Origin of the sequence: Occultella glacieicola (assembly GCF_004353825.1) — a bacterium.
In the GTDB taxonomy this organism is placed as follows: Bacteria; Actinomycetota; Actinomycetes; order Actinomycetales; family Beutenbergiaceae; genus Occultella; species Occultella glacieicola.
This window is the reverse complement of the sequence record NZ_SMNA01000002.1, coordinates 332311-358412: the sequence shown is the minus strand read 5'-3', so window position 1 is coordinate 358412 and position 26102 is coordinate 332311. Positions and strand designations below refer to the sequence as shown.

Genomic DNA, 26102 nt, shown 5'->3' with positions numbered 1-26102 from the left:
GATCCGGCCGTTCGAAACGGAGCAGTGTGGCTCAGCCGGCGCGGCGGGCCCGGGCGGTGCGGCGCTTCAGCGCGCGGCGCTCGTCCTCGGACATGCCGCCCCAGACGCCCGCGTCCTGGCCGGACTCGATCGCCCACTTCAGGCACGTGTCCACGACCGGGCAACGGCGGCACACGGCCTTCGCCTCCTCGATCTGCACGAGCGCGGGACCGGTGTTCCCGATGGGGAAGAAGAGCTCGGGGTCCTCGGTCAGACAGGACGCGTTGTTACGCCAATCCATTGCGTTCTCCTTGTGTGGGCGCGTGCGAGTGCGTGGCCTTCTCAGACCGAGTTGGTGGGGGGAGTTCCGCGACTCGCGTGAATCTCTGGGAACAACTTTCACATGGTATTTGAACGTGCACAAGGGGTTACGACAAAGTTTCAACTTCGTGACCCTGAGACATTCTTCACAGGATCGGCGCCTTGATCGGTGTGCCGCTCGTGTGCTCCGGGCCCGACGGCGGAGGTCGCCCCGGGCGCTCGAGTGGGGCTGTCGCGCTCGCTTAGAGTGGGGCCCGTGTCCACGACCTCCAGCCCATCGGATCCGGGCCCGGCTCGGCCGGACGACCGCCCGCTGTCCTTGCGGATCGGGCTCGCGGTGGCGCTCCTCGAGGCCGTCGGACTGGTCGTGATCGGGGTCGCCTCAGTGGTGCTCGCCCTCGCCGGGGACGCGGCGTTCGCCGGCTTCGCTGCCGGAGTGCTCGTGGTCCTGCTCCTGATCGGCGGCCTGCTCTTCCTGGCTGTGCGGGCGCTCTGGCAAGGCAAGCGGTGGGGCCGGGGCCCGGTGATCACCTGGCAGCTGCTCCAGTTCGCCGTGGGCGCGGCATCCTACGCCTCGGTGCCCTGGTGGGCGGCGACCGTGCCGATGGTGCTCGCCGTGGTCGTCGTCGTGACGCTGCTCGTGCCCGCCTCGCTCGCCGCGACGTCGGGTGCGGGCGGCCCGGACGCGGTCGCCTAGCCCGCGAGCTGGATCGGCGTGGGCCGCCCGCCGTCGACCAGCACCCCCCGACCGGGGCCGGGGTCGGCGTCGGCGTGACGGCGCAGGTCGATCCCGGTCAGGTGCGCGGCCGGCCCGGCCGGGCCGAGGACGATCATCAGCGGTGCCTCCCGCAGCCTCGCTCCGACCTCGTGGTACAGACCGAGCAACGGCTCCGGACGGGCCGTCGCGATCACGGCGGTTCCGGTGGTGCAGGCCTGCGCGACCTCGGTCAGGGTCGCGGCGGGAAGCCGGTCCACGTCGTCGAGGAGCAGCACCGGGCCGCGTGCCGGGAGGGTGTCGGCGCCACTGCGGCCGGCGGCCGTCACCGATCCGGCGAGGTCTCCGGGTCCGTCGAGAACGGTCCGCCCGCCGGCGCGGAGCTGGTCGGCGAGCATCCGGAGCGCACGGGTGCGGCCCGAGCCGGCCGGTCCGGCGATCAGCCAGGTGCCGCCGTCGGGCAGGTCCCGGATGACCGCGGTGGCCTCGTCGCCGCCGACGCCGAGCACGAGCGGGCCACCGGCGCGGCCCTGCCGGTCGTGACCTGTGACGGGCACCTCGGCCAGCAGGACCCGGGTGGGAAGGGCGGCCAGCCGCACCGGTGCCCGCGCCGGACGCAGGTGCCGGTCCGGCGCCACCTGGGCGACCGCCACCTGCGCCACCCGGGATGCGTCCGGGGTGATCAGGACGCCCCGCCCCGCCGGTCCGCCGGAGCCCACCAGCTCGCGGGGCACACCGGCCACGAGGGCGTCGCCGAGGTCCTGCGGCGCGAGGACCAGCCGGTCCGCGACCAACGGCGCCCAGCGGGTCGACGCCCCGGTGCAGGTCAGCACCACCCCGACCCCCGCCCGGCGGGCCCGGCGCAGCAGCTCCGTGACCAGGTCGACGCCCGCGCCGATGCTTCCGGTCTCGTCGAGCGCCCGGCAGAGCACGTCGACGTCATCGACGAGCAGGATCTGCGCGGCGCCGGTGCCCGCGGTCAGCAGTTCGACGAGGCGACGTGCCCGGCGGGAGTCCTCGGGCGGGCACGCCGTGCCGTGCGGGTGCAGTCCGCCGGAGGCGACGGGCACGACCGCGGCCATGTCCTCGGCGATCACGTGCGTGGGTATCCCGGATCGGCGCGCCAGCTCCGCCAGGGTGCCCAGCACGGTGGTCCGGCCGGAGCCCGGTGGACCGCTGACCAGGAGCGTCGAGGTGACCGGCCACGACCAGGCGCCGAGCCGTTGCTCGTCGGGCAGGTCGGTCAGCAGCAGCGGCAGCGCCGGCGCCACTCGCGACCCGAACCCGGGGTCTCGTGCGCCGTCGGGGCGGGTGTCGACAGTGTCGACGGTGTCGACAGAGTCGACGCTGAGGTCGTCCACGTCGATCCGGTCCGGCAGGGGCTCGGCCCAGGGCCGCGGGGGCCGCGTCCGCCACGGCTCCTGCGCCTCGACCTGCGCCGCGGCTGCCCGCAGCCGGCCCACCAACCTGGGCACCGCGCCTTCGTCGGGCGGGCCCGTCCAGGGGACCTGCACCAGCGTGCGCTCCCCGGCCAGCACCACGGCCCGGCCCGGCACCGCGGGCAGCCGGGCCGCCGAGGCGTCGCCGATCAGGTCGATCGAGTCGGCGTCCTCGAGCACCCGCAGGCAGATCCTGACCGTGAGGTTCGCGCGCATGTCCGGGGTCACCGCGCCGGCCGGGCGTTGGGTGGCCAGCACCAGGTGGATGCCGAGCGAGCGGCCCTGTGCGGCCAGGCGTACCAGGGCGTCGAGGAAGTCGGGGTGCTCGTCGGCCATCGCCCGGAACTCGTCGACCATGACGACCAGCGCCGGCGGTCGCACCTCGGCCGCGACCCGGGCCCGGTGCTCGGCGAGGGTCGCCGACCCGGACGCGGCCAGCAGCCGCTCGCGGCGGCGCAGCTCCGCGCGCAGGCTCGCCAGCGCCCGGGTGGTGCCCGCCGCGTCGAGGTCGCTGAGCACCCCGGCCACGTGCGGCACGCCGGCGACCGGCCGGAACGTCGCGCCACCCTTGTAGTCGATCAGCACGAGGGTCAGGTCCGCGGGCGAGCGGGCGTGGGCGAGGCCGAGCAGCCAGGACAGCAGGAGTTCGGACTTGCCCGAACCGGTGGTGCCGGCGACGAGGGCGTGCGGGCCCTCGGTGGCGAGATCGAGGCGGAGCGGGCCGGCGGGGCCGACGCCGAGGACGGCGGCCAGTCCGGTCGCGGCGGCCCAGCCGCGGACGATCCCGGCGACCTCGCCCGGGCCTACGGTCGCCTCGATCGACACCGCGTCCGGGAGGAGATCGGGGCGATGGGTCGCCGCGACGACGGCGGCACACACGGTGGCGGCCCAGCGCTCGCCCACCTGGCGGTCGTGGCCGGAGCGGACCTCGATCGCGCGCTCGCACCAGGACGGCACCTCGGCCAGGTCGCGGGCGAGCACGATGCTCGGGCCGCCGGAAGGTGCACCGCCGGCGGGCCCCTCGACCACGTGGACCTCGAGCCGGCCCGGCTCCGTCCCGGGCACCCGGTGTGGCAGCGCGGTCGCCCAGTCCCAGCCGGTGGGGAGGTCGAGGTGCAGCCGGCTCGGCGGGAGCCGCGCCGCGAGCCGGCAGACCATCCACCGGGCGAGCGCGGTCACGTCCTCCGGCCGGCCGACGAGCGCCAGTGCCCTGGTGCCGCCGGACAGATAGCGGGCCCGCTCGTGGTCGCGGCGAACCCGAGCGGTCGACGGCGCAGGTCGCCGTCCCGAGGGCGGGCTCGCATCGCCGATCTCCCAGACCGGCAGAGTGGGCAGAGCCGGCAGAGTCGGCAGAGTCGGCAGAGCGCGCCACTCCTCCTGCCGGCCGGTGCGTGGAGGCGCACTCGCGGCCATGAGGAGCCCGGCCGGATCGTCCGGGCCGGCGTCCGGCTCCGGTTCGGTGGGGGCGTCCGCGCGAGGTGGGCCGGTCCGCACCTGGCGACGGCGGCGGCGTTGGGCCACAAGCGGCCAGAGCACGGAGCCGAGCAGAACCACGGGCAGTGCGACCGCCAGGACCAGCCGCCACGGGCCCGAGCCAGAGAGCAGCAGGGGCACCGAGGTCACGCACATGATCAGCGGGAACAGCAGCCGTCCGAGCAGTCCGTCGCCGACGGTGGCGGTACCTGCCGAACCTGTCGAACCTGTCGAGCCTGCCGTTTGCCGCAGCGACGGGTGCCGGCGGACCTCGACCACGCTCGCACCCGCCCGGATCCGGTCACCCTCGCGCAGCACTCGCCACCGGCCGCGCAGGCGGCGGGCGCGGCGGCCGGGGCCGGCGGAGCCCGCGGTGTCGCTGATGTGGCCGCGCGCAGTCCGGCGAGCCCGGATCAGGACGGTGCCGTTCGCGGACCCCAGGTCCCGGGCGCGTAGGCGCCCGCCACGCGCCCCGACCAGGAGGTGCTCGCGGGAGAGTTGCGGGTCCTCGAGCGCGAGGGTGGCTGTCGGCCCCCGGCCGAGGAGGACCGGCGTCGCGCCGAGCGGCGCCACCCAGCCCGCGTCAGGACCCCGGACCACCGCCAGATGGAACCGGGTGGTGGCCGGAGCGACCCCAGGCCCCGTGCTCGACGTCGGCATACCGACGATGCTCGCGCTCCGCCGTCGGGCGTGCGGAGACCCTGTGGACGACGCTCTTGTCAGAATATTGCAGTCATGCAAAAATGCAGAGGTGCAGGAAACCTCGCTCCGGGAGCGTAAGCGCGCCGAGACCTGGGGGACGTTGCACGAGACGGCGGCGGCGATGGTCCTCTCCGGAGGGCTCGCCGCGGTGACCGTGGACGCGATCGCTGCCCGCGCCAACGTCTCGACACGGACGTTCTTCAACTACTTCCCGACGAAGGAACACGCCGTCGTCGGGCTGCGGCGACCCCACCTCGACCCGGCCACCCGCCAGGAGTTCCTGGACGCGCCCCAGGACGGACAACTGCTCAAGCGCACCACCCGGCTGCTCCTCGCGGTCGCGCGGACGGCCTCCGGCAGTGCCTTGAGCCGCACCCGCCGCCGGGAGATCTTCGACCGGCACCCGGAACTGATCCGGCACCGCACCGAGTCGTTCCGGGAGACCGAGGCGATCGTCACGGAGGTCGTCACGGAGCGGATCGCCCAGGTGATCGGGCGCGAGCTCGACGAACCACACGTGCGGATGCTGATCTCGATGGCCTCCGCCGCGCTGACCTTCGCCGCCACGAACGACCCGACCTTCATCCTTCGAGACGACGTCGACGACGTCCTCGACGAAGCCGTGGACCTGCTCCGAGAGGTAGTAACGAAGTCATGACAACCGCCCCCACCACCCCCGGTGGGTCCTCCGGAACCCTGCTCGACCGCCGTGCTCTGGCGCTGTTGTTCGCCGGGTTGATCCTGTCGATGCTGCTCGCGTCCCTGAACCAGACGATCCTGGCGACCGCCCTGCCGACCCTCGTCGGCGAACTGCAGGGTGCCCACCTGATGGTGTGGGTGATCACCGTCTACATCCTGGCCTCGACCGTGATGATGCCGGTCTACGGGAAACTCGGTGACCTGATCGGTCGCAAGCCGCTGCTGGTCGGCGCCATCGTGCTGTTCATGATCGGGTCGGTGGTCAGTGCGCTCACCATCGACATGACCGGCCTGATCGTCGGCCGGACCATCCAGGGTCTCGGCGGTGGCGGGCTGATCATCCTGTCCCAGGCGATCATCGCCGACGTGGTCCCACCTCGCGAGCGCGGCAAGTACATGGGGATCATGGGCGGCGTCTTCGCGTTCTCCTCGGTGGCCGGCCCGCTGCTGGGCGGTTGGCTCACGGAGGGCCCCGGCTGGCGGTGGGCGTTCTGGATGAACATCCCGCTCGGCCTGGCCGCCCTGGCTGCCGCGCTCTTCCTGATGCCGCTGCCGCAGCGGCGCCGCGGTCGCCCGCACCTCGACTTCGGCGGGATGGCCCTGATCGCCGTCGGCACGACGTGCCTGGTGCTGCTCGGCACCTGGGGTGGGTCGCACTACGCGTGGAACTCACCGCTCATCCTCGGCCTGATCGCCGGCACCCTGGTCAGCGCCGCTCTGTTCGTGTTCGTCGAGGGCCGCACCCGGGAGCCGATCATCCCGCTGCGCCTGTTCGCCGACCGCAACTTCAACCTGACCACGGTGGCCGGGCTGTTCATCGGCATCGGGATGTTCGGCGTGCTCGGCTACATGCCCACCTACCTCCAGATGGTCGCGGGGCAGGACGCAACCGCGTCGGGGCTGCTCATGGTGCCGATGATGGGATCGATGCTGCTGGTCTCCACGGCGTCCGGCTGGTACGTGAGCCGCACCGGACGGTACAAGTGGCTGCCGATCGCCGGGGCCGTGTTGCTCGCGGCCGCGCTGGTGGGCCTGTCCACGCTGACCGCGCAGACCGCGATCTGGGTGGCCTGTGCCTACTTGGCCGTGCTCGGCGTGGGCCTGGGCGCCAGCATGCAGATCCTGGTCCTGGTGGTGCAGAACTCGTTCCCGGTGACCCAGGTCGGCACGGCCACCGCCTCGAACAACTTCTTCCGGCAGATCGGAGGCACGCTCGGGTCGGCCGTCGTGGGGAGCGTCTTCTCGGCCCGGCTGCTCGGCCTGCTGACCGAGCGACTGCCGGGAGCCGACGCGGCCGTGGACGGCGGCGTGAACGCGCTCACCCCGGACGTGGTCAAGCACCTCGACGACGGGTTGCGGATCCCGATCGTGGAGGCCTACAACGACGCCCTGACACCGATCTACCTGGTCATCGCACCGCTCGCGGTGCTCGCGGCGATCCTGCTGTGCTTCATCGAGGAGAAGCCGCTGGCGACCCGGATCGAGCGGGAGGTCCAGGTCGAGTCCACGGTGCCCGCCGAGGCCCCGGTGCCGGCCGAGCTCGCGGAGGGGACGCAGACCTCGGCGCCGGGGCCGCATCGGTCGGCCTCCGCGCGACCGGTCGCCGGTGGCGCCGCGGTGAGTGCGCCGGACCCTTCCGCCGTGGACGGGACCTCGCTGGCGAGCAGGAGGTAGGCCGGCGCCGACCGTCGGGCCCGGCGCATAGGCTGGCCGGGTGGTTGAGGAGCGCAGGAGCGACGAGTCGCCGACCGAGGACCCGTGGGGCGAGCCGCCGCCGGACTGGGACGACCCGCCGCCACCGGAGTACCTGAGCGACTGGGACGCGCCGGAGCCCGGCCGGCTGGTCGCGGCCACCGGGCGGGCCGGCGTCGCGCCCGGCCGGCCGGCCGTCGCGCCCCGGCCGCCGGCGGGTGCGCCCCGGGCTGCCCCGCCCACGGCGAGCTCGCCCCTCGAGGCGCTCTCCGCCGTCTGGGGATATGACGCCTTCCGCGGCGACCAGGCGGAGATCATCGACACCGTGGTGGCCGGCGGTGACGCCCTCGTGCTGATGCCGACAGGCGGCGGCAAGAGCCTGTGCTACCAGATCCCGGCCCTGGTCCGGGAGGGCACCGGCGTGGTGATCAGCCCGCTGATCGCCCTGATGCATGACCAGGTGGAGGCCCTGGCGCTGCTGGGCGTGCGGGCGGCGTTCCTGAACTCGACGCAGTCGGCCGCCGAGCGGCGCGACACCGAGGAGCGGCTGCTCACCGGGGAGATCGACCTGCTCTACCTCGCCCCGGAGCGCCTGACCGCGGCCGCCGGCCTGCTCGACGCGGCCCGGATCGCGCTGTTCGCGATCGACGAGGCACACTGCGTGGCGCAATGGGGGCACGACTTCCGACCGGACTACCTCGGGCTCTCGATGCTGCACGAGCGGTGGCCGGACGTGCCGCGGATCGCGCTCACCGCGACCGCCACCGAGGCCACCCGCGCCGAGATCGTCACGAACCTCGACCTCGGCGATGCCCGGGTGTTCGTGTCCAGCTTCGACCGGCCGAACATCCAGTACCGGATCACCCCGAAGGCCCAGGCGCGGCCCCAGCTGTTGCGGCTCATCGAGTCCTACCCGGGGGAGGCCGGCATCGTCTACTGCCTCAGCCGGGCCTCCGTGGAGCGCACCGCCGAGTGGCTCGCGGGTCAGGGGCACGCCGCGCTCCCGTACCACGCGGGACTCCCGGCGCAGCAGCGGGCCGCGAACCAGTCCCGGTTCCTCCGCGAGGAGGGCGTCATCATGGTCGCCACGATCGCGTTCGGGATGGGCATCGACAAACCGGACGTGCGGTTCGTGGCGCACCTCGACCTGCCCAAGAGCGTCGAGGGGTACTACCAGGAGACCGGCCGGGCCGGGCGGGACGGCCTGCCGTCCACGGCATGGCTCGCCTACGGTCTTCAGGACGTCGTCCAGCAGCGCCGGATGATCGCCGACGGCGAGGGAGACGCCCAGCGCAAGCGGGCCCAGTCGCTGCATCTGGACGCGATGCTCGCCCTCTGCGAGACCGTGCGGTGCCGTCGGCAGCAGTTGCTCGCCTACTTCGGCGAGTCCGGCGCGGGCCCGTGCGGGAACTGCGACACCTGCCTGTCCCCGCCGAAGTCCTTCGACGGCACGGTGCCGGCGCAGAAGGTGATGTCCACGATCCTGCGGCTGCAGCGCGAACGCGGCCAACAGTTCGGAGCCGGGCACCTCGTCGACATCCTGCTCGGCCGGGAGACCGAACGGATGGTCAAGTTCCGGCACACCGAGCTCAGCACGTTCGGGATCGGTACCGAGCTCGGTGACGCCGAGTGGCGTGGGGTGGTGCGCCAGCTGCTCGCGCAGGGCCTGCTGCAGGTGCAGGGGGAGTACGGCGTGCTCGCCCTGACCGAGGCCGCCGCCGACGTGCTCGGCGGCCGCCGGGAGGTGATGCTGCGCATCGAGCCGGAGCGCAGCCGGGCACCGCGGGCCGCGAAGGCCAAGGGCGGCGCCGCACTGGACCTCGATGACACGGCGCAGGAGCTGTTCCAGCGGTTGCGCACCTGGCGGGCGGAGGTCGCCAAGGAGCAGGGTGTGCCCGCCTACGTGGTGTTCAACGACGCCACGCTGGCCGGGATCGCGCAAGCCCGCCCGGCCGATGAGGCGGTCCTGAGCGGGATCTCCGGCGTGGGGGAGGCGAAACTGGCTCGCTACGGGCCGGCCGTCCTCGGGGTGGTCGCCGGCGGTTGAGGCCGACGTAGGCTGGGCGCCCATGGCATCCGACGCATCCCGCGCGCGCATCACCCCCGGCCCGGCCGCCCTGCTGTCGGCGACGTTCGTCGTGACCGGCCTGACCCACCTGATCCGGCCCCGGACCTTCGATGCCATCGTGCCCCGGACGCTGCCCGGGCCGGCCCGTGCGTGGACGATCGGCTCCGGCCTCACCGAACTCGTCCTGGCCGGCGCCGTGTGGAACCGGCGCACGCGCCGGGTTGCCGGGCTGGCGTCGGCGGCGTTCCTGGTGGCCGTCTTTCCGGCGAATGTGCGCACCGTGCGGATCCTGCGGGGCCGCAGCGCTCGAGCGCGAGCGATCGCGTGGGCGCGGCTGCCCCTGCAGGTGCCGCTGGTGATGCTGGCCCTTCGGGCCGCCGCCGACCCCCGGTGAGCGGCTCCTGCCCGGCACCGGATCCCCTCCGGACCCGGTGCCGGGCAGGCGTTCGGCAGGACCCGGCTCAGTCCATCGCGAGTGCGGCGACCGGCGGCGTGCGCACGGCGGTGCGGGCGGGCAGCACCGAGGCTCCCAGCCCGGCCAGCACCGCGACCAGGGCCACCATCGCGATGTCGCGCCACGGCACGGCCAGGGTGACCTCGCCCACCGTGGACAGGATCACGGCGGTGCCGGCCCAGCCGAAGCCCAGCCCGGCGACGATCCCGAGCGCGGCGCCGGCACCGGCGATCAGAACGCCCTCCACGGCGAGCATGCCCCGCAGTTGACCCCTGGTCAGGCCCATCGCGCGCAGCAGGGCCGACTCCCGCCGTCGTTCCAACACCGACAGGGACAGCGTGTTCGCGACCCCGACCAGGGCGATCACGACCGAGACGGCGAGCATCCCGAGGACCACGGCGAGCAGCGTGTCCACCACGGAGGTGTAGGCGGCGCGCTCGACGGCGGCCCCGGCCACGGAGGCGGTCGGTGCGTCGGTCGTCGCGGAGAGGTCGGTGAGCGCGGACTGGATCTCGCCGATCACCTCGACGGCATCGACGTCGTCGGCGAGCCGTACGGCCATCGTGTTCTCGACGAACGGCAGGCCGAGGGCGGCGAAGGCCGCCGGCGTGACCATCGGATCGACGCCGCCGAGTTCGGTCACCCTGGCCGTCAGCTCCACCTCCGACCCGTTCTCGGCGGTCACGCTCACGCGATCGCCGTCGGCGAGGTCGTACCACTCGGCGTAGAGGCGCGGCATCACGATCGTGTCGTCGGCCAGACCGGCGGCCACGCCCGGGTCTCGGAGCACGGCGGTCAGGTCATCGGGGTCCACGGCCTGGGCCTGCACCCACTCCTGGGACCCGTCGATCCCGAGGGTCACCGGCGCCACGCTCCCCAGGATCGAGGCGCTCACCCCGTCGGTCTCGGTGACCACGTTGACCTGGGCCGCGTCCAGGGCCACCTCGGGGCCACCGACCGAGATGCTCACGTCCACCGGGTACTGGGTGGCCAGGGCGTCCCCAAGGCTGTCCTTGGCTGCGGCCGCACCCGTGGACATCATGGTGACCAGGGCGACCCCGATGAACAGGGCGCTGGCCGTCGCGCCGGTGCGGCGCGGGTTGCGGACGGCGTTCGCAGTGGCGATCCGACCGGGCACCCAGCGGGACAGGACCCGCCCCGCGAGCCGGATCAGCGCGGGCACCACGAACACCGTGCCGATGAGCAGGCCGAGCACGGCGCTCAGCCCACCGAGCACCCCGACGCCGAGGGCGAGGAGCAGCGCCCCGTCCGTGGCGAGGCCACCGAGGCCGCCGGCGATCGCCACGGCGAGGACGAGCAACCCGACCCCACCGGCCACCAGCACCAGTGCGAACGCCATCCGGATCCGGCCGGCCCCACGGGTGTGCTCGCCCTCGACCGGGCGCAGGGCCGCCAGCGGCGCCACCCTGGTGGCCATCCGGGCCGGGACCAGCGCGGCCAGCACGGTCACGACGGTGCCGACGGCGATGGGCGCCAGCACGCTGAGCGCGTTCAGGTGCAGCGTGCGGTCGAGCGGGACGTCCAGGTTCAGCCCGGCCAACACGGCGAGCCCGACGGCCATCAGGACCGTGCCGAGGACGAGACCGGCGATCGAGGACGCCAGGCCGACCACGATCGCCTCGATGAGGACGGTCGAGCGGACCTGCTCCTTCGTGGCGCCGACGCACCGCAGCAGGGCCAGGCTCCGGGTGCGCTGGGCCACCAGCACCTGGAACGTGTTCGCGATGACGAGCGCGGCGACGGCGAGCGCAACGGCCGCGAAACCCAGCGGCAGCACCACGAACGTGACCTCGTTGCCGGTGATCTCCGCCGTCTTGCGTTCGGCCTGTTCGGCCACGGTGAGGACCTCGGCCGAACTGTCAGGGGCCAGTTCTGCGGCGATGACCGCGCGGGTCGCCTCGACGTCCGCGCCGTCCTCGAGAGCGATCAGGATCGAGGACCAGGTCGCGGCGGCGTCGTCGGGGTACGTCGTGCCCTCCCATCTGGCGAACTCGTCCGCGGGCACGTACGCGTTCGGGGAGCCGTAGGCGAGGCCGCTGTTCTCCTCGATCAGGCCGGTGATCCGGACGGTCTGCGCATGCGGTGCCCAGACACCGTCCTCGGGGTCCTCGGCGTCGGGGACCCACGACTCCCAGGTCACCTCGACCGCGTCACCGGGCTGCACGGCGAGCCGCTCGGCGATGCCGACGCCGAGCGACATCTCCCCGGGCGCCGCCGGTGCGGACCCCTGGGTGTAGACGGCCGGGGACAGCCGCGGGTCGCCGGCTACGGCGCCCACGTTCAGCCACTCGGTGCGTCCACCGGCGTCGACCTCGACCGAGAAGGAGGACGTCGGGTCGGCTGCGGCCACGCCGTCGGCTCGCCGGATCCGGTCGAGCTCGTCGGCGTCCAGGCTCCAGGTGGAGTCGTTGACCACGAGGTCGGCGTCCGCGAGCTGCGCGGTGACCGCGTTGTGGGTCGTCTGCTCCAGGGTGGCCGAGGCGAGCAGGGTCACCGCCACGAACGCGGTGCCGAGCACGATCGCGATGCCCGCGGCGGCCAGCCTGCCGGCGGACGTGCGCATCTGCGCCAGCGTCAGTCGTAGCATCAGCGGGCCACCTGGGTCTCGAGCCCGCGGAGCGCGTCGAGGCCGGCCAGGACCGACTCCGGGGTGGGGTCCTCGATCGTGCCGGCGATGCGGCCGTCGGCGAGCATCACGACCCGGTCCGCGTACGCGGCCGCGGTGGGGTCGTGCGTGACCATGACGATGGTCTGGCCGAGTTCGCGCACCGAGCGGCGCAGGAACGAGAGCACCTCCGCGCCGGAGCGGGAGTCGAGATTGCCGGTCGGCTCGTCGGCGAAGATCACGTGCGGTCGGGTGCTCAGCGCGCGGGCGATGGCGACGCGCTGCTGCTGCCCTCCGGAGAGCTGGTGGGGCTTGTGGGTGAGCCGGTCCCGCAGCCCGAAGGTGTCCACGAGCAGGTCCAGCCACGCGGGATCCGCGGCGCTGTTGGCCAGCTCGGAGGGGAGCGCGATGTTCTGCTCGGCCGTGAACATCGGCAGCAGGTTGAAGGACTGGAACACGAACCCGACGCGCTCGCGGCGCAGGATCGTCAGCTGCTTGTCGGTGAGTGTGGTGATGTCGACGTCACCGAGGATCACCTGGCCGGAGGTGGCGCTGTCCAGGCCCGCGAGCAGATGCATCAGCGTGGACTTGCCGGACCCGCTCGGGCCCATGATCGCCGTGAAGACGCCGCGGTCGAAGGTGACGTCGACGTGGTCGAGGGCGGTCACGGCCACCTCGCCCTCGCCGTAGATCTTGGTCAGGTCGACGGCGCGCACGGCACTCGTGGATTCGCTGGCAGGCACTGGTGAGGTCATGTTCACGAACCTACGAGCGGGCGGGTGCCGCCCGCGTCGCGCCCCGGGTGGGTTCGCGGATCATCCCGTGGGTGGACCCGGCCCGACGGCGTCAGGCGCCTGGGCTGACCAGTCCGGTCTCGTAGGCGGTCACCACGGCCTGGACGCGGTCGCGGACGCCGAGCTTCGCGAGCACGCGACCGACGTGCGTCTTCACCGTGGCCTCGGCCACGAACAGGTCGCGGGCGATCTCGGTGTTCGTACGCCCGCGGGCCATCAGGACCAGGACCTCCCGCTCGCGGTCGGTGAGGGCGTCGAGGACGGCGGCGGGCGCCTTCTGCTCGTCCGGGAGCACTGTCGCGAGGTGCTCGATCAGTCGCCGGGTGCTGGAGGGGGCGATCACCGCGTCCCCGTGGTGCACGGTGCGGATCGCGGCGAGCATCTCCTCCGGTGGGGTGTCCTTGAGCAGGAACCCGCTCGCGCCGGCCTTGATGGCGCGCAGGACGTACTCGTCGAGGTCGAACGTGGTGAGGATGACCACCTTCGGGACGCTGCCCTGCCGGTGGGTGTCCGGGTCGGTCAGTGCGGCGGTGGCGGCCAGGCCGTCCATCTGCGGCATCCGGACGTCCATGAGTACCACGTCCACCTCGTGGGAGGTGAGCAGCCGTAGCGCCTGGGCGCCGTCGCTGGCCTCGAGAACGACCTCGAGGTCCGGCTGGGAGTTGATCACCAGGGCGAACCCGGCCCTGACGAGCTGCTGGTCGTCGACGAGCGCGACACGGATCGGTGCGGTGGGGACGTCGGAGGAGTCGCCGTCGAGCGTCATGCGGTGGGGCCCTTCACTGGGTTCGGATCGGGTGGGCCCGGGGGCCCTGGTGGGGGAGTCGGCGCCGGCCCGACCCACGTCGTCGGTGTCGGCGGCGCAACCGGGTTGGGTGGCGCCGTCGCGGGGCTCGACCCGGCCGCCGGCGGGAGGGGGGGCCGCGAGGCGGGGGCCAGTGGCGCCGTCGCCGGGGTCGGCTGCGGCCCGTGACCGCCGGGAAGGGGGATCTCGGCGCGGACCCGGTACCCGCCGCCGGCCCGCGGGCCGGCGGCGAGGGTGCCGCCGAGCATCGCGGTGCGCTCGCGCATGCCGAGCAGCCCGTGACCGGCGCCGTCGCTGGACGCGGCGGCACCCCGACCGTCGTCATCGATCTGGAGCACCAGACCGACCGGGGTCCACTGGACCAGGAGGGTCGCATGCGCGCCCGGACCGGCGTGCTTGAGGATGTTCGTGAGCGCCTCCTGGGCGATCCGGTAGACGGTCAGGCCCGCGCCGGGCGGCATCGCCCGAGCCACGCCCACCCGGACCACGGAGACCTGCAGGCCGGTGTCGCGGACATGCTCGGCGAGCGTGTCCAGGTTCGAGTCGTCCGGCTGGGGGATGAGGTCGCCCTCGCGTGCCTCGTCATTGCGCAGCACGCCGAGGATCCGGCGCATGTCCGCCAGGGCGGCCCGCCCGGTCTCGGAGATGGTGGTGAGGGCACGGGTGGCCGCCTCCGGGTCCGCGGGCGCGGCGTACCGGCCGCCGTCGGCCTGGGCGATGACCACGGACAGCGAGTGCGCCACGATGTCATGCATCTCGCGGGCGATCCGGGCCCGCTCGGCGGCCGTGGCGATCTGCGCCTGCTGGTCGCGTTCGATCTCGAGACGGGCCGCCCGCTCGGCGAGCGACTCCACGCGGTCCACGCGCGACTTGCGCACCATCGCGATCGCCCAGGTGATCATCACGAGCGCGGACAGGAACGCCATCGCCGCCCCGGCGGTCACCAGCGAGTCGAGCGGCGCCTGCCCGGACGTGGTCGAGAACAGCAGGCTCAGGATCAGACACCCGAACAGTGCCGACCCGAGCGCCGTGCGCCGTGCCCAGATCGGCCCGTAGACGGTGACCGAGTACAGGGCCACGAAGATCATCGAGTCCGCGAAGATCAAGGGTGCCCCGGCGACGACGTGGACCAGAGCCGCCGCGTACACGGCGACGGCCGACGGCACCGGGTGGCTGCGTCGCCAGCCGACCGCGGCCGGCATCACGAGGGAGGCCAGGCCGCCGACGATCGCGCCGGCCGTCGGGTACCCGAAGGCTGCCGACAGCGCGAGGGACGGCAGTCCGACCACGAGCACCGCGACGGCGGCGAGCACGGCGTCGACCGCATTCGGCGTGACCCGGCTCGTCCACGCCTCCGGCGGCTGGGCAGGGGCACTCATAGACCCAGCCTAGGAGCCGGTACCCGCGGGGGCGTCCCGCCGCGGGTGGAAGGCGAGGTCAGCCCGAGGGACTACAGCGGTCGCCGGTGCCCATGGCACCGGCGACAGGGGGTCGGGCATCCAGCTCATGCCCCGAGTGCCGCGACGAGTTCCGCCACGGTCATCGCCGCCGGCGGCCGGCGATCCCGCGCCGCGGCGCCCGCGAGGCGTTGCAGGGCGGCGTTCGCCGGGGTCGGCACGCCGTGGAGTCGCCCGAGCAGCACGATCTCCCCGTTGAGGTAGTCCGCCTCGATCGTGCCGGTCCCGCGACGCAGCGACTGCCACGACGAGCCGCCACCGCGCGCACCCGAGGCCATCGCCTGAAGACGCATCTTGTCGCCACGCACCGCGGTCTGCTCGGCCTCGGGCACGACCGGGATCCCGGCGGCGGCCAGCACGGCGCTGCCCTCGGCGCGGGCCAGGGCAAGGACCTCGTGCGCCGCCTCGGACTGCACCGGCCCGGTCAGGGCCTCGATCGCGTTCCCGAGGTTGGCGAGGAGTTTCGCGTACTTCCACCGCATCACGTCCGCGACCACGGGTGATTCGAACCAGGCGTCCTCCAGGTCCGCGGAGACGGCGTGCGCCAGGGGGTCCACACCACCCGGATAGGCGCCGAGGTGGAGCACACCGCTCAGCGGCGCCGCCGGGGCGGATACCAGCCCCGGCTGCAGGTGGCTGGCGGGCAGCCAGACGCACACGCCGTACACGCGGCGGAACGCGCGCAGAGCGAGACGTTCGTTCTCCACGCCGTTCTGGGCGCAGAGCACCGGCAGCCGTGCAGCGGCCGTCCCGCCACCGCGCACCGGCCGCTGCGCCCAGTCCACGAGGGCGGCCGCCGAGTCCTGCGTCTTGACGGCGAGGACGAGCACGTCGTCCGCACGCAGCTCGCCCAGTTCGGCGGGGGTGGTCACCACCGGCAGCCGGTGGGTGTGGGTGCCGTCGGGTGTCTCGAGGCGCAGGCCGTCGGCCACGAGCGCGCGGGCGTGCGCACCGCGGGCGACGAGCGCCACCTCCCGCCCCGCCCCGGCGAGCCTTCCGCCGATCGTCCCGCCCACGGCGCCGGCCCCGATCATCACATAACGCATGCGACGAGCCTCGCAGGTGCGCGGCCGGGCGCAACCGTTCGTGCGCGGGAATCGGCATGGGCCATCGACGGTCACCCTCCGGGACGGGGCCGGGCATCCGGTGCGCGAGTGCGCGGTCACCGACGCCGCCGCGTGCCTGCGCGGACCTGCTCAGCCGGGGTAGGTGGCCGCTGCCCGGTCGGTGACGAAGTCACGGACGACGGCCAGCACCGGCTCGGCGGCCAGGATGCGCTGGTGACCGAACGACTCGGTGCTCACGAACCGGGCGGCCGGCCATGCCGCGGCCAGGTCGGCGCCCTCGGTGTAGGGGACCTCCTTGTCGTTCCGGTCGTGGATGATCATCGTCGGCAGGTCCGACGGGGTCATCGTTCGTGCGTCGAAGTCGCCCAGCGGGCGCCCGGCGAGGGCGGTGAGCCGGCGGTCAAAGCGGACCGCGGTGCGTTCGGAGTAGCCGAGGGTGCGGGGAAGTGCGGCCGTGAGGGCGATGGGGTTCGGGCTCGCCGCGATCAGGACCAGCCGGCCCGGGTCGAGGCCGTCCCGCACGGCCATGGTGGCAGCGGAACCGCCCAGGGAGTGGGCGACGACGGCGTGGGGCGCCCCGTGCGCCGCGACCGTGGCGCGCAGGGCGTCGGCGAACTCGAGGGCCGTCGCCCGGCCCCTTCCGAGGGCGCTGGGCCCGGAGTCTCCGTGACTCGGCGCGTCGAAGGCCACGACGCGGTGGCCGGCGGCCACGAGGGGCGCGACGAACGCGCCCAACTGTCCGCGCCATCCGCCCCAGCCGTGCATCAGGTAGACCGGCGGGCCCTCGCCCCAGGTCTCGACCGCCAGCAGGGCCCCGCCCGGCAGCCGGGTGTCCGCCCGGGTGCCCGGGAGATCCACCGGCCGGGCGTCACGGCGCCGGCCGCGGGTGCTCGGCAGGGTGGCCCACACCCGCACCGCCCACCGTGCGCCGAGCTCGGGCGCGAACCGGTCCAGGGTGCCGAAGCCCAGCCGCAGGGCCCTGAGTCGCAATCGATCGGTAGGACGAACGTTCGTGCTTTTCGTGTTCGTAGGCGTTGACATGGCTCTCCCCGGTCGGTCAGGCGCGGACGGCGTCCAGCAGATGCTCGAACGAACGACGTGCTCTGGCCTCGGCAGCGCCGTCGTCGAGCAGGCGGTGATAGTGGTAGAAGGCGAGCATCGTGCCCATCAGATCCACGGCGAACTGGTCCGGGTCGGCGTCGGAGCGGAACTGCCCCTCGCTGATGCCGGTGCGGAAGATCTGGGCGATCGCCTCGTCGAGGTCGCGGTGGTCACGCACCAGTTGATCGCGCACGGGGCCGGGCTGCTCGTCGAGCTCCACGGAGGCCTTGACGAAGAGGCATCCGCCGGCCTGGCGTTCCAGACCGAGCCGGATCCACCGCTCGAACACGGCGCGGACCCGCGGCTCGCCGCGCGGGGTCGCCAGAGCCGGGATCAGCACGGTCTCGGCGTAGTCGGCGCGGGCGCGGTCCAGGACCGCCAGCTGCAGCGCCGTCTTGGAGGAGAAGTGGGCGTACAGCCCGCTCTTGCTCAGGCCGCAGGCGGTGGCCAGGACGCCGATGGTCAGGCCGCCGAGGCCCACGCGGTAGGCGGTCTCGACGCCCTCGCGCAGGATCGCCTGCTTCGTGACGGCACCCTTGGACACCACTTCAAAATAGCACGATCGGTCGCCCCGGCGCCAGGGTCGGCCCGGTGTCGCGCACCGCGACCGGATCCGTTGCTGGGTGCCGTCGGTCAGAGGCGCAGGTCGCGCATCCGGGGGGCGACCTCGTCGGCGGCGGCGTCGCCGTAGGCGGCGGTGAACCTCTTGAGGAAGGTGTTGCCGAACCGGTACTCCTGCGTGCCGGTCACGGCGATCACGTAACTGGCCAGGAGCGAGCCGATCTGTGCGCACCGTTCCAGACTCACCCCCCACGACAGTCCGGCCACGAAGCCGGCCCGGAACGCGTCGCCCATGCCGGTCGGGTCGAGGGTGACCTCCTCACGGGCGATCGGCACGTCGATCCGTTCGGACCCGGTGTAGATGCTCGAGCCCTCCTTGCCGCGGGTGATCACCCGGTGTTGCACCCGGGCGAGGATGTCCTCGTGGTTCCAGCCGGTCTTCTGCTGGATCACCGAGTCCTCGTAGTCGTTGGAGAACAGGTAGGTGGCCCCGTCGATGAGGCTGCGGATCGTGTCGCCGTCCATCCAGGCGACCTGCTGGGACGGGTCCGCGAGGAACGCGTAGCCCCGGGTGCGGCATTCCTCGGTGTGCCGGACCATCGCCTCCGGGTCGTTCGGACCGACCATCACCAGGTCGATCCGGCCTGCGCGCGCCTCGATCGGCCGCAGCTCGATCTCCCGGGCCTCGGCCATCGCACCGGTGTAGAACGATCCGATCTGGGCGTTGTCGGAGTCGGTGGTGCACACGAACCGGGCGGTGTGCGCCGTCTCGGAGACCTGCACCGGCCAGGTGGCCACGCCATGCCGGTCGAGCCAGGCCCGGTAGTCGTCGAAGTCCGCACCGACGGAACCCACCAGCAGCGGCGTCAGGCCGAGCGCGGCCAGCCCGAAGCAGATGTTCGGGGCGACCCCACCGCGCTTGATCTCGAGCTCCTCGACCAGGAACGACAGCGACACCCGGTCGAGCTGCTCGGCGAGGAGCGAGTCGGCGAAGCGCCCGGGGAAGGTCATCAGGTGGTCCATGGCGATGGAACCGGTCACGGCGATATTCACGTGCCGAACGGTACCCGTCACGCCCGCACGACGCGCCGCGTTTCAGATCGCCCGGATCAACTCGGGGGAGTTGTTGCGCACCGAACCCACCTGGGCGCCCACCTCGTGCCAGGACACCGCAGGGGCCGGGGCGGCCAGCACGGCGAGCGCCTCGCCGGCGTCGGTCACCCTCGGGTCGAGCCACGTGGCCACGCCCTCGGGCGTCAGCATCGCGGGCTCCCGGTCGTGGATCTGCTCGAGCCCGTCGCGGGCGTCGGCGGTGATGATCGTGGCGCTCAGGACCCACCGCTCGGGGTCGTCGGCATCCTTCGACGGATCCGGCCACCAGGCGTAGAGGCCGGCGAAGGCGACCGGGGACCCGTCCGTCGGATGGATGTAGAACGGGGTGCGGCTGAGCTTCCTGCTGCCCGGGATCGGCTTCTTCAGCCACTCGTAGTAGCCGTCCGCCACCACGATGCACCGCTTGGCCTCGAGCGGCTTGCGGAACGCGTTCTTCTCGGCGAGCGACTCGCTGCGGGCGTTGAACATCCGTGCCCCGACGGACAGGTCCTTCGCCCAGGCCGGTACCAGCCCCCACCGCGCGGCGTGCATCTCCCGCCGTACCGCGGACCCAGCGCCGCCGTCGCTGCCCTGCTCGACGTCCGCCGTCGCCGGCTTCGGCGCCCGGTCCAGGACGATCCGGACCGGGTCCGTGGGAGCGACGTTGTAGTTGGCAGCGACCTGGGCGGCCGCATCGGTGACCTCCTCCACGTCGAAGGCATCGGCGAGGTCCTGGGCCTCCCGGAACGAGGCGTAGCGTCCGCACATGCCCCTACTCTCGCACCGCCCGCCGACGTCGCACGCGCGCGGTCGCTCAGGGACCCCAGCCGAGGTAGGGCTCGACCACGGTCACCGACATGATCCAGACGGCGGCGGCGAGCGCGGGCACCAGCAGGACCCAGGTCGGGTGATCGCGGAACCAGCGCAGACCCAGGGTGAACAGGGCCACCCACGCGACACTGAGGACGAGTGCACCCCACGGGGGTGCCACCACGCCGGCCGCGACGTAGAACGGGAGCTGCGCCACCGTGAGCAGGATCCCGAACGACGCGACGACGGTCTCAAGGGGGTGCGCGCGGCGCACCTGGACGACGTCGGCCATCTCCACACGATAGGTGGCGGCGGCCGTCGGCGCCGGGCAATCTGGTCTCGGATCCGGGCATGGCCCGGCATCGCCCGACGGCGTGGGGAGGGGCGCGCGGTGATCGATGGCTTCAGGTTCACGTCCAGATGGCGCGCGGACGCCACCGCTGCGCAGGTCTGGCGGGTGCTCTCGGACGCCGCGACCTGGCCGCGCTGGTGGCCGGGTGTGGTCGGCGCGACCGTGGTGCGGGCCGGCGACGGCGATCATGTGGGCGAACGCACGCTGCTGACCGTGCGCGCGCCGACCGGGTACCGGCTCCGGTTCGGTGTGGAACTGACCGAGGTCACCCCGGGCGTCCTCGCACGGGCGCGGGTGGTGGGGGATCTGGTCGGCTCGGGCGTGTGGTCGTTGCGCGACGACGGCGCCGGGGTGGTGATGGAGACCGTGTGGCAGGTGCACCCCCGACGGCGGTGGATGCGCCTGGTGGCGCCGCTCGCCGGGCGGTGGTTCGCTCGTGCGCACGCCGCCGTGATGGCCTCCGGTCAGCGGGGTTTGCGTTCCGCCCTCGCCGGGGTCCATAGTGAATGCCGCTGATCCAGCGGCGCCCATGAGAGCGCTCCGACCGGCGGATTTCCGCCGAACGAGAAGGTCACAACTTGGCGACGGTTTGGTGCCCACGCAGGCCCCTGCCGATACCGGGGAACAGAATGAGAGTCGTTGCGCCGGCTGGCGCGACATGTCCGCCGAGTCGGACTGATCATGAAGGAGTGATGTATGCGACGCATCGGTGTGGTGGCGACGGCCGCCGCGATTGGGCTCGCCCTGACCGCCTGCAGCGGTGGCGGCGACGGCAGTGGTGACGGCGGTGGCGGCGGTGACGGCGGCACCGACGTGGAGGTCTTCACCTGGTGGGCCGCCGGCTCGGAACTGACCGGGTTGGAGGCGCTCGAGGCGGTCTTCGCCGAGCAGCACCCCGACTTCACGTTCGTCAACGGCGCGGTGGCCGGCGGGGCCGGTTCCGCCGCCAAGGACCTGCTCCAGACCCGCATGCAGGCGGGTGACCCGCCGGACACGTTCCAGGCGCACGCCGGTGCGGAGCTGACCGACTACATCTCGGCCGGTCAGATCGAGGACATCTCCGACCTCTACACGGAGTTCGGCCTCACCGACGCGTTCCCGCAGGACCTGCTGGACCTGCTCACCGTGGACGGCGCCATCTATTCGGTGCCCTCCAACATCCACCGCTCCAACGTGGTCTGGGCGAACCCGACCGTGCTCGAGGCGGCCGGCATCGACCCGTCCGCGGTGCCCGCGGACATCGACGCCTGGATCGCCGACCTCGAGGCCGTGCAGGCCACCGGCGTGACGGCGCTGTCGGTGGCGACCACATGGACCCAGGTGAACCTGCTCGAAACCGTGCTGATGGCCGACCTCGGACCGGAGGCGTACATCGGGCTGTGGAACGGTGAGACCGATTGGGCCGGGGCCGAGGTCACCGGTGCGCTTGAGCACTTCGAGACCCTGATGAGCTTCACGAACACCGACCGGGACGGGCTCGACTGGCCCGAGGCCACCCAGATGGTGATCGACGGGACGGCCGCCTACAACGTGATGGGCGACTGGGCCGTGGCCGCGTTCGAGGAACAGGGAGTCGAGCGGGGCCCCGGCTTCGTGGACTTCCCGGTCCCCGGCAGCGACGGGCAGTTCGGCTTCCTGGCCGACTCGTTCACCCTCCCGGTCGGGGCGCCCAACCCCGACGGCGCCACGGCCTGGTTGGAGACGGTCGGCTCGCTCGAGGGCCAGGTCGCGTTCAACCAGGCGAAGGGCTCGATCCCGGCCCGCACCGACGCCGACCCGGCGGACTTCTCCGAGTACCAGCAGACGGCGATCGAGTCCTACGCGAACGACGCAATCGTGCCGTCGCTCGCCCACGGGGCCGCGGCGCCGATCGCGTGGTCGACCGCCATCTCCGACGCCACCAGCAAGTACACGACCGGTGGTTCCGACCTGGCGACCTACCAGGAGGAGTTGGCGGCCGCCGCCGGCTGATGTTCGAGTGCGTGCCCGGGCGCCGCGGCGACCGGGCACGCACCCGTGCCCAGGTACCACCGGCGGACGTGCGCCGGTCCGCCAGAACCCATTGACCGCCGTCGGAGGATAGATCCGTGAAGACCATCAAGCGGTGGGGACCCCCGGTCCTGCTGCTGACCCCGTCCATGATCCTCCTGGCCGTGTTCGTCTACGGCCTGATCGCCGCCAACTTCGCGACGTCCGCCACGGACAGCCACACCGCCGCGCAGGCCACCGGCGCCCAGCCGACGGTGTTCGTCGGTATCCAGAACTATCTCGACCTGCTCGCCTCCGAGGCGTTCCAGCACTCGCTGAAGAACCTGCTGCTGTACACCGTGGTGTTCCTGGTCGGCACGATGCTGATCGGGTTCATGTGGGCGTGGCTGCTGGAGCGGCCGATGCGCGGTGAGGGCCTGTTCCGCTCGGTCTACCTGTTCCCGATGGCGGTGTCCTTCATCGCCTCCGGGGTGGTGTGGCGGTGGCTGCTGAACTCCAACGAAGGGGAGGCGGCCCTCGGTCTGAACCGGCTCTTCCAGATGGTCGGCCTGGACTTCCTGCAGAACCCGTGGTGGAACAACATCACCTGGGGCATCGCGGCGATCGCGCTGCCGGCGATCTGGCAGTTGTCCGGATATGTGATGGCGCTGTTCCTGGCCGGCTTCCGCGGCGTCCCGGAGGAGTTGCGTGAGGCCGGCCGGATGGACGGCGCGAGCGAGTGGCAGGTCTACCGGCACGTGATCTTCCCGCAACTGTCCCCGGTGGCACTGTCCGCGCTGATCATCATCGGGCACATGTCGCTGAAGGCGTTCGACCTGATCATGTCGATCTCGAAGCCGTCGAACTACCAGACCAAGGTGCCGGCGGTGGACATGTACGTGTTCAAGTCCAGCTTCGACTACGCGAACTCCGCGGCGGTCGGCGCCATCCTGCTCATCATCGTGGCGGTGCTGGTCGTCCCGTACCTGATCCACACGTCCCGGAAGGAGGCGAGCGGGCGATGACCACCACCACCACCACCGCCGCCCCCGGCACCGACCAGCTGACGCCGGCCATCCGGCGCCCCAAGGGCCGGTTCACGGCGGCCCGCACCGCCCGGTACGCGATCGCGCTGTTCTCGCTGGTGATCGTGCTGATCCCCGTCTACGTGCTGCTCGTGACCAGCTTCAAGGGCCCGGGGGACGCGACGCCGAGCCGGGCCTGGGCACTGCCGCAACTGTGGATCGCGGACAACTGGATCATGGCCTGGGACACCCTCGCGCCGGCGATCGGGCGCACCCTGCAGATGGTGATCCCCGCCTCGATCATCTCCGCGTTCCTCGGGTCGATGAACGGGTTCGTGCTCTCCCGCTGGTCCTTCCGCGGAGCGAACGTGGTGTTCACGCTGATCCTGTTCGGGATGTTCATCCCGTACCAGGCCGTGATGATCCCGCTGAACCAGATCGTCCTGGACCTGGGGCTGCCGAATGGCGTGCCGACCCTGATCCTGCTGCACGTGATCTATGGCATCCCGATCACCACCCTGATCTTCCGCAACTACTACGAGTCGGTGCCGCACGAACTCATCGAGGCCGCCCGCATGGACGGCGCGGGCATGCTGCGCACCTACGCCTGGGTGGTCCTTCCGATCTCGATCCCCAGCTTCGTCGTCGTCCTGATCTGGCAGTTCACCTCCGCGTGGAACGACTTCCTGTTCGCCGTGTTCTTCTCCACCCCGAACACCGGCCCGGTGACCGTGGCGCTGAACAACCTCGCCAACGGGGCCCAACTGCAGAACTACGGCGTGTCGATGGCCGGTGCGCTGTTCGCGTCGCTGCCGACGCTGCTGGTCTACATTCTGCTCGGGAAGTACTTCGTGGGCGGGCTGATGTCCGGGTCCGTGAAGGGCTGAGTCGCAGATGGCGACGTACCGGGTGAACCCCGCCGGAATCGAGCAGGCGGGTCGGCTGATCGACGCCAGGCAGTACGTGCTGGACAGCGACTGGGGCGACGCGCAGCCGCGGGCCGACGCTCAGAACGGCTATCTCGAGCGGCACTCGTGGCAGGACTACGGGGCGTGGCACCTCGGCCTCACCGACGGCGCTGCGGATGGGACCAAGGCTCGGTACGCGTTCGTGTACGGCGATTTCCGGCGCGTGCACCGGACTGCGCTGATCGCGTGCGTCTACCGCGCCTCGGAGTGGCGGCACAAGGAGATCGAGCTCGCCGCGCACGACCTGCTGCAACGCCTGGATGCCACCAGCCGCTGACGGCACCCGGAGGGGATGCGATCCAGGGGGTCGAGGCATCCGCCACCGACGCGCGCACGTCGCCGGCCCGAGGGGCTCCTGCGAGACGCGCAGGACGCCCGGCCGGGCACCCGACGACGGTGGCTCAGCCCTGCGGTGCTCCACCCAGGATCGTGATGACCGTATCCAACTTCTGGTCGATCGTGTCGAGTCGGGTGTTGTGGCCATCGAGCCGCTGGTCGATCGAGTCGAGTCGGGTGTTGTGGCCATCGAGCCGCTGGTCGATCGAGTCGAGTCGGCTGTTGTGGCCATCGAGCCGCTGGTCGATCGAGTCGAAGCGAGCGTCGTGAGCCAACTGCTGGTCGGTGATCGTGGTGAGCATCGAATAGATCTCGTGGACATCGTTGTCCAGTTGATCGACCTTGCGCTCGAGCTCGGTGGGAGTCTTCGGCATGTACCGACGATAGGCGCCGTCGGGTCGTCGGGCCAGTGGCATCCGTGATCTGTGGACAACCTGAGTGCGGTCCCAGGAACTGTCTGCCGCGCCGGATCGGTTCACCGTCGAACCGAGTGCGAGGGCTCGTGACCCACCTCACGTCATCTGACTTTTGATAACGATTTGGTTACGATGGCTCGGCTCCATGACCGATCGACCGTGAGGAACTTCGTGCCAGCAGGCCGTCACCGTGCCGTCGGGACCCGGCGCACGCCGTTGTCCCGGATGCTCGGCGCCGCCGCTGCGGGCGCCTTCGCGCTCGCGAGCCTGGCCGCCGCGGTCCCGGTCGACCAGAGCCCCGCGACCAGGTCCACGGCGCAGGCCCCGGTCCCGTTCATCGGTACCGACGGCACCGACGGCACCGACGGCACAGCCGGCACCGTTCTCGACGAACGCTCCGACGAGGTCGCGCAACGATCTGAGGCGCGCGAATCGGTCGACGCACCCACGCCCACGCCGACGCCGGACCCCGCGACGAGCACGCCCGAACCCCTGCCCGAGGTGACCGGCCAGTTGTGGGTGACCTCCGCCGTCAACGTCCGCTCGGGTCCGTCCGTCGATGACGAGCGGCTGACCACGTTCGCGTGGGCCGACGCGGTCGACGTGACCGGCGCGAGCGCCGACGGCTGGACCCAGGTGATCTGGGGCGAGCGGGTGGCGTGGGTGAGTTCGAACTACCTCGCCGACGAGGAGCCGGTCGCGCAGGAGCCCGAGGACCCGGGCGTCTCCGGCGCGGCGTGCACCACCAGCCAGGAGATCGAGTCGTCATTGGCGGCGAACGCCGCGGCGGCCTACCGCGCCGTGTGTGCCGCGTTCCCCGGCGTCGCCTCCGCCTACGGGGGCTACCGCGCCGGCGACGGCGGCGACCACGGGTCCGGCCACGCCCTCGACATCATGGTCACCGGCGCCGCCGGGTGGGAGATCGCCGGGTTCCTCCAGGCACATGCCGGTGAGCTCGGCATCACCTACCTGATCTTCGAGCAGCAGATCTGGATGGCCGGCGACGCCACCGGTGCGTGGGCCCACCTGGCAGATCGCGGCAGCGCCACGGCCAACCACTACGACCACGTGCACGCCAGCACGTCCTGAGGCCACCCGATCCGACCCGCGCGCCCGGTCCGGTCACGATCGGCGGATGTCGGATCGCACCGCACCGCAGCGCGCTGGCTACGATGGTGACCT

General features: G+C 72.4%; 24 protein-coding genes. 11 read left to right on the top strand and 13 right to left on the bottom strand.

The window, feature by feature from the left end; all coding sequences use genetic code 11:
• Window positions 1–31: 31 nt before the first annotated feature.
• Entirely contained in the window at window positions 32–280 is a 249-nt protein-coding gene (locus tag EXU48_RS04585; RefSeq protein WP_133106397.1) for a WhiB family transcriptional regulator, read from the bottom strand.
• A 276-nt stretch (window positions 281–556) separates the two neighbouring features.
• Here EXU48_RS04585 and EXU48_RS04580 point away from each other — a divergent pair, with 276 nt between their 5' ends.
• On the top strand, window positions 557–997 hold the full coding sequence (locus EXU48_RS04580) for a hypothetical protein (RefSeq protein ID WP_133106396.1): 441 nt from the start codon (window positions 557–559) through the stop codon (window positions 995–997).
• Here the strand turns inward: EXU48_RS04580 and EXU48_RS04575 are convergent.
• Window positions 994–4587 carry an FtsK/SpoIIIE domain-containing protein gene (locus EXU48_RS04575; RefSeq protein ID WP_133106395.1) on the bottom strand — a complete coding sequence of 1198 codons (3594 nt, stop codon included), beginning with the start codon at window positions 4585–4587 and terminating at the stop codon, window positions 994–996. The genes EXU48_RS04580 and EXU48_RS04575 overlap by 4 nt on opposite strands.
• Window positions 4588–4678: 91 nt before the next feature.
• Between EXU48_RS04575 and EXU48_RS04570 the strand changes: the two genes are divergently transcribed.
• Genes EXU48_RS04570 through EXU48_RS04555 form a run of 4 tightly spaced genes read left to right on the top strand, consistent with a single transcriptional unit; the run spans window position 4679 to window position 9482 of the window.
• A complete protein-coding gene (locus EXU48_RS04570) occupies window positions 4679–5287 on the top strand; it encodes a TetR/AcrR family transcriptional regulator (protein WP_235856829.1) in 609 nt (202 codons plus the stop codon).
• Window positions 5284–7002 carry an MDR family MFS transporter gene (locus tag EXU48_RS04565; RefSeq protein WP_133106393.1) on the top strand — a complete coding sequence of 573 codons (1719 nt, stop codon included), beginning with the start codon at window positions 5284–5286 and terminating at the stop codon, window positions 7000–7002. The genes EXU48_RS04570 and EXU48_RS04565 overlap by 4 nt, the downstream gene beginning before the upstream one ends.
• Before the next feature lie 40 nt (window positions 7003–7042).
• A complete protein-coding gene (gene recQ, locus EXU48_RS04560) occupies window positions 7043–9067 on the top strand; it encodes a DNA helicase RecQ (RefSeq protein WP_235856828.1) in 2025 nt (674 codons plus the stop codon).
• 22 nt (window positions 9068–9089) lie between these two features.
• The gene (locus EXU48_RS04555; protein WP_207947624.1) at window positions 9090–9482 is read left to right on the top strand and encodes a DoxX family protein; all 393 of its coding nucleotides are present in this window, start codon (window positions 9090–9092) and stop codon (window positions 9480–9482) included.
• A 67-nt stretch (window positions 9483–9549) separates the two neighbouring features.
• Here the strand turns inward: EXU48_RS04555 and EXU48_RS04550 are convergent, their stop codons facing one another.
• From EXU48_RS04550 to EXU48_RS04505, 10 genes are all read right to left on the bottom strand, one after another.
• Window positions 9550–12150 carry an ABC transporter permease gene (locus tag EXU48_RS04550; protein ID WP_133106392.1) on the bottom strand — a complete coding sequence of 867 codons (2601 nt, stop codon included), beginning with the start codon at window positions 12148–12150 and terminating at the stop codon, window positions 9550–9552.
• A complete protein-coding gene (locus tag EXU48_RS04545; protein WP_133106391.1) occupies window positions 12150–12923 on the bottom strand; it encodes an ABC transporter ATP-binding protein in 774 nt (257 codons plus the stop codon). Before EXU48_RS04545 ends, EXU48_RS04550 begins: the two co-directional genes overlap by 1 nt.
• Before the next feature lie 91 nt (window positions 12924–13014).
• Window positions 13015–13728, bottom strand: coding sequence for a response regulator (locus EXU48_RS04540; RefSeq protein WP_133106390.1), 714 nt, complete (start codon window positions 13726–13728; stop codon window positions 13015–13017).
• Window positions 13725–15146 (bottom strand): sensor histidine kinase, encoded by a 1422-nt coding sequence (locus tag EXU48_RS04535; RefSeq protein ID WP_235856827.1) that lies wholly within the window; start codon window positions 15144–15146, stop codon window positions 13725–13727. The genes EXU48_RS04540 and EXU48_RS04535 overlap by 4 nt, the downstream gene beginning before the upstream one ends.
• A 125-nt stretch (window positions 15147–15271) precedes the next feature.
• Window positions 15272–16270: a ketopantoate reductase family protein gene (locus EXU48_RS04530; protein ID WP_133106389.1), complete on the bottom strand. Its 999-nt coding sequence runs from the start codon at window positions 16268–16270 to the stop codon at window positions 15272–15274.
• 150 nt (window positions 16271–16420) lie between these two features.
• The gene (locus EXU48_RS04525; protein ID WP_165962681.1) at window positions 16421–17281 is read right to left on the bottom strand and encodes an alpha/beta fold hydrolase; all 861 of its coding nucleotides are present in this window, start codon (window positions 17279–17281) and stop codon (window positions 16421–16423) included.
• A 67-nt stretch (window positions 17282–17348) separates the two neighbouring features.
• Window positions 17349–17936, bottom strand: coding sequence for a TetR/AcrR family transcriptional regulator (locus EXU48_RS04520; RefSeq protein ID WP_133106387.1), 588 nt, complete (start codon window positions 17934–17936; stop codon window positions 17349–17351).
• A gap of 89 nt (window positions 17937–18025) precedes the next feature.
• Window positions 18026–19006 (bottom strand): carbohydrate kinase family protein, encoded by a 981-nt coding sequence (locus EXU48_RS04515; protein WP_133106386.1) that lies wholly within the window; start codon window positions 19004–19006, stop codon window positions 18026–18028.
• Between the two features lie 42 nt (window positions 19007–19048).
• Window positions 19049–19813 (bottom strand): SOS response-associated peptidase, encoded by a 765-nt coding sequence (locus tag EXU48_RS04510; RefSeq protein ID WP_133106385.1) that lies wholly within the window; start codon window positions 19811–19813, stop codon window positions 19049–19051.
• Window positions 19814–19859: 46 nt separating this feature from the next.
• Window positions 19860–20147, bottom strand: a complete 288-nt coding sequence (locus EXU48_RS04505) for a hypothetical protein (protein ID WP_133106384.1) — start codon at window positions 20145–20147, stop codon at window positions 19860–19862.
• Window positions 20148–20246: 99 nt separating this feature from the next.
• Here EXU48_RS04505 and EXU48_RS04500 point away from each other — a divergent pair, with 99 nt between their 5' ends.
• The 5 genes from EXU48_RS04500 (at window position 20247) to EXU48_RS04480 (ending at window position 24445) form a co-directional block, all read left to right on the top strand.
• The gene (locus tag EXU48_RS04500; RefSeq protein WP_165962680.1) at window positions 20247–20723 is read left to right on the top strand and encodes an SRPBCC family protein; all 477 of its coding nucleotides are present in this window, start codon (window positions 20247–20249) and stop codon (window positions 20721–20723) included.
• A gap of 180 nt (window positions 20724–20903) precedes the next feature.
• Entirely contained in the window at window positions 20904–22178 is a 1275-nt protein-coding gene (locus EXU48_RS04495; protein ID WP_133106382.1) for an ABC transporter substrate-binding protein, read from the top strand.
• A 167-nt stretch (window positions 22179–22345) separates the two neighbouring features.
• On the top strand, window positions 22346–23200 hold the full coding sequence (locus EXU48_RS04490; RefSeq protein ID WP_133106644.1) for a carbohydrate ABC transporter permease: 855 nt from the start codon (window positions 22346–22348) through the stop codon (window positions 23198–23200).
• Entirely contained in the window at window positions 23197–24087 is an 891-nt protein-coding gene (locus EXU48_RS04485; RefSeq protein WP_133106381.1) for a carbohydrate ABC transporter permease, read from the top strand. Before EXU48_RS04490 ends, EXU48_RS04485 begins: the two co-directional genes overlap by 4 nt.
• Window positions 24088–24094: 7 nt before the next feature.
• Entirely contained in the window at window positions 24095–24445 is a 351-nt protein-coding gene (locus EXU48_RS04480; protein ID WP_133106380.1) for a hypothetical protein, read from the top strand.
• A 124-nt stretch (window positions 24446–24569) separates the two neighbouring features.
• On the opposite strand, the gene EXU48_RS04475 is transcribed toward EXU48_RS04480, so the two are convergent.
• Window positions 24570–24878 carry a hypothetical protein gene (locus EXU48_RS04475; RefSeq protein ID WP_133106379.1) on the bottom strand — a complete coding sequence of 103 codons (309 nt, stop codon included), beginning with the start codon at window positions 24876–24878 and terminating at the stop codon, window positions 24570–24572.
• Window positions 24879–25091: 213 nt separating this feature from the next.
• On the opposite strand from EXU48_RS04475, the gene EXU48_RS04470 reads away from it, so the two are divergent.
• Complete coding sequence (locus EXU48_RS04470; protein ID WP_133106378.1) at window positions 25092–26009, top strand: SH3 domain-containing protein; 918 nt, start codon at window positions 25092–25094, stop codon at window positions 26007–26009.
• The last annotated feature ends 93 nt before the right edge of the window (window positions 26010–26102 follow it).

Bases quoted from the DNA above. Each gene is read 5' to 3' on its own strand.
- EXU48_RS04555 (WP_207947624.1), top strand. From the start codon at position 9,090: ATGGCATCCGACGCATCCCGCGCGCGCATCACCCCCGGCCCGGCCGCC.
- EXU48_RS04535 (WP_235856827.1), bottom strand. From the start codon at position 15,146: ATGAGTGCCCCTGCCCAGCCGCCGGAGGCGTGGACGAGCCGGGTCACG.
- EXU48_RS04475 (WP_133106379.1), bottom strand. From the start codon at position 24,878: ATGCCGAAGACTCCCACCGAGCTCGAGCGCAAGGTCGATCAACTGGAC.
- EXU48_RS04545 (WP_133106391.1), bottom strand. From the start codon at position 12,923: ATGACCTCACCAGTGCCTGCCAGCGAATCCACGAGTGCCGTGCGCGCC.
- EXU48_RS04565 (WP_133106393.1), top strand. From the start codon at position 5,284: ATGACAACCGCCCCCACCACCCCCGGTGGGTCCTCCGGAACCCTGCTC.
- EXU48_RS04530 (WP_133106389.1), bottom strand. From the start codon at position 16,270: ATGCGTTATGTGATGATCGGGGCCGGCGCCGTGGGCGGGACGATCGGC.
- EXU48_RS04485 (WP_133106381.1), top strand. From the start codon at position 23,197: ATGACCACCACCACCACCACCGCCGCCCCCGGCACCGACCAGCTGACG.
- EXU48_RS04550 (WP_133106392.1), bottom strand. From the start codon at position 12,150: ATGCTACGACTGACGCTGGCGCAGATGCGCACGTCCGCCGGCAGGCTG.
- EXU48_RS04575 (WP_133106395.1), bottom strand. From the start codon at position 4,587: ATGCCGACGTCGAGCACGGGGCCTGGGGTCGCTCCGGCCACCACCCGG.
- EXU48_RS04510 (WP_133106385.1), bottom strand. From the start codon at position 19,813: ATGTGCGGACGCTACGCCTCGTTCCGGGAGGCCCAGGACCTCGCCGAT.
- EXU48_RS04505 (WP_133106384.1), bottom strand. From the start codon at position 20,147: ATGGCCGACGTCGTCCAGGTGCGCCGCGCGCACCCCCTTGAGACCGTC.
- EXU48_RS04490 (WP_133106644.1), top strand. From the start codon at position 22,346: ATGATCCTCCTGGCCGTGTTCGTCTACGGCCTGATCGCCGCCAACTTC.
- EXU48_RS04495 (WP_133106382.1), top strand. From the start codon at position 20,904: ATGCGACGCATCGGTGTGGTGGCGACGGCCGCCGCGATTGGGCTCGCC.
- EXU48_RS04480 (WP_133106380.1), top strand. From the start codon at position 24,095: ATGGCGACGTACCGGGTGAACCCCGCCGGAATCGAGCAGGCGGGTCGG.
- EXU48_RS04540 (WP_133106390.1), bottom strand. From the start codon at position 13,728: ATGACGCTCGACGGCGACTCCTCCGACGTCCCCACCGCACCGATCCGT.
- EXU48_RS04585 (WP_133106397.1), bottom strand. From the start codon at position 280: ATGGATTGGCGTAACAACGCGTCCTGTCTGACCGAGGACCCCGAGCTC.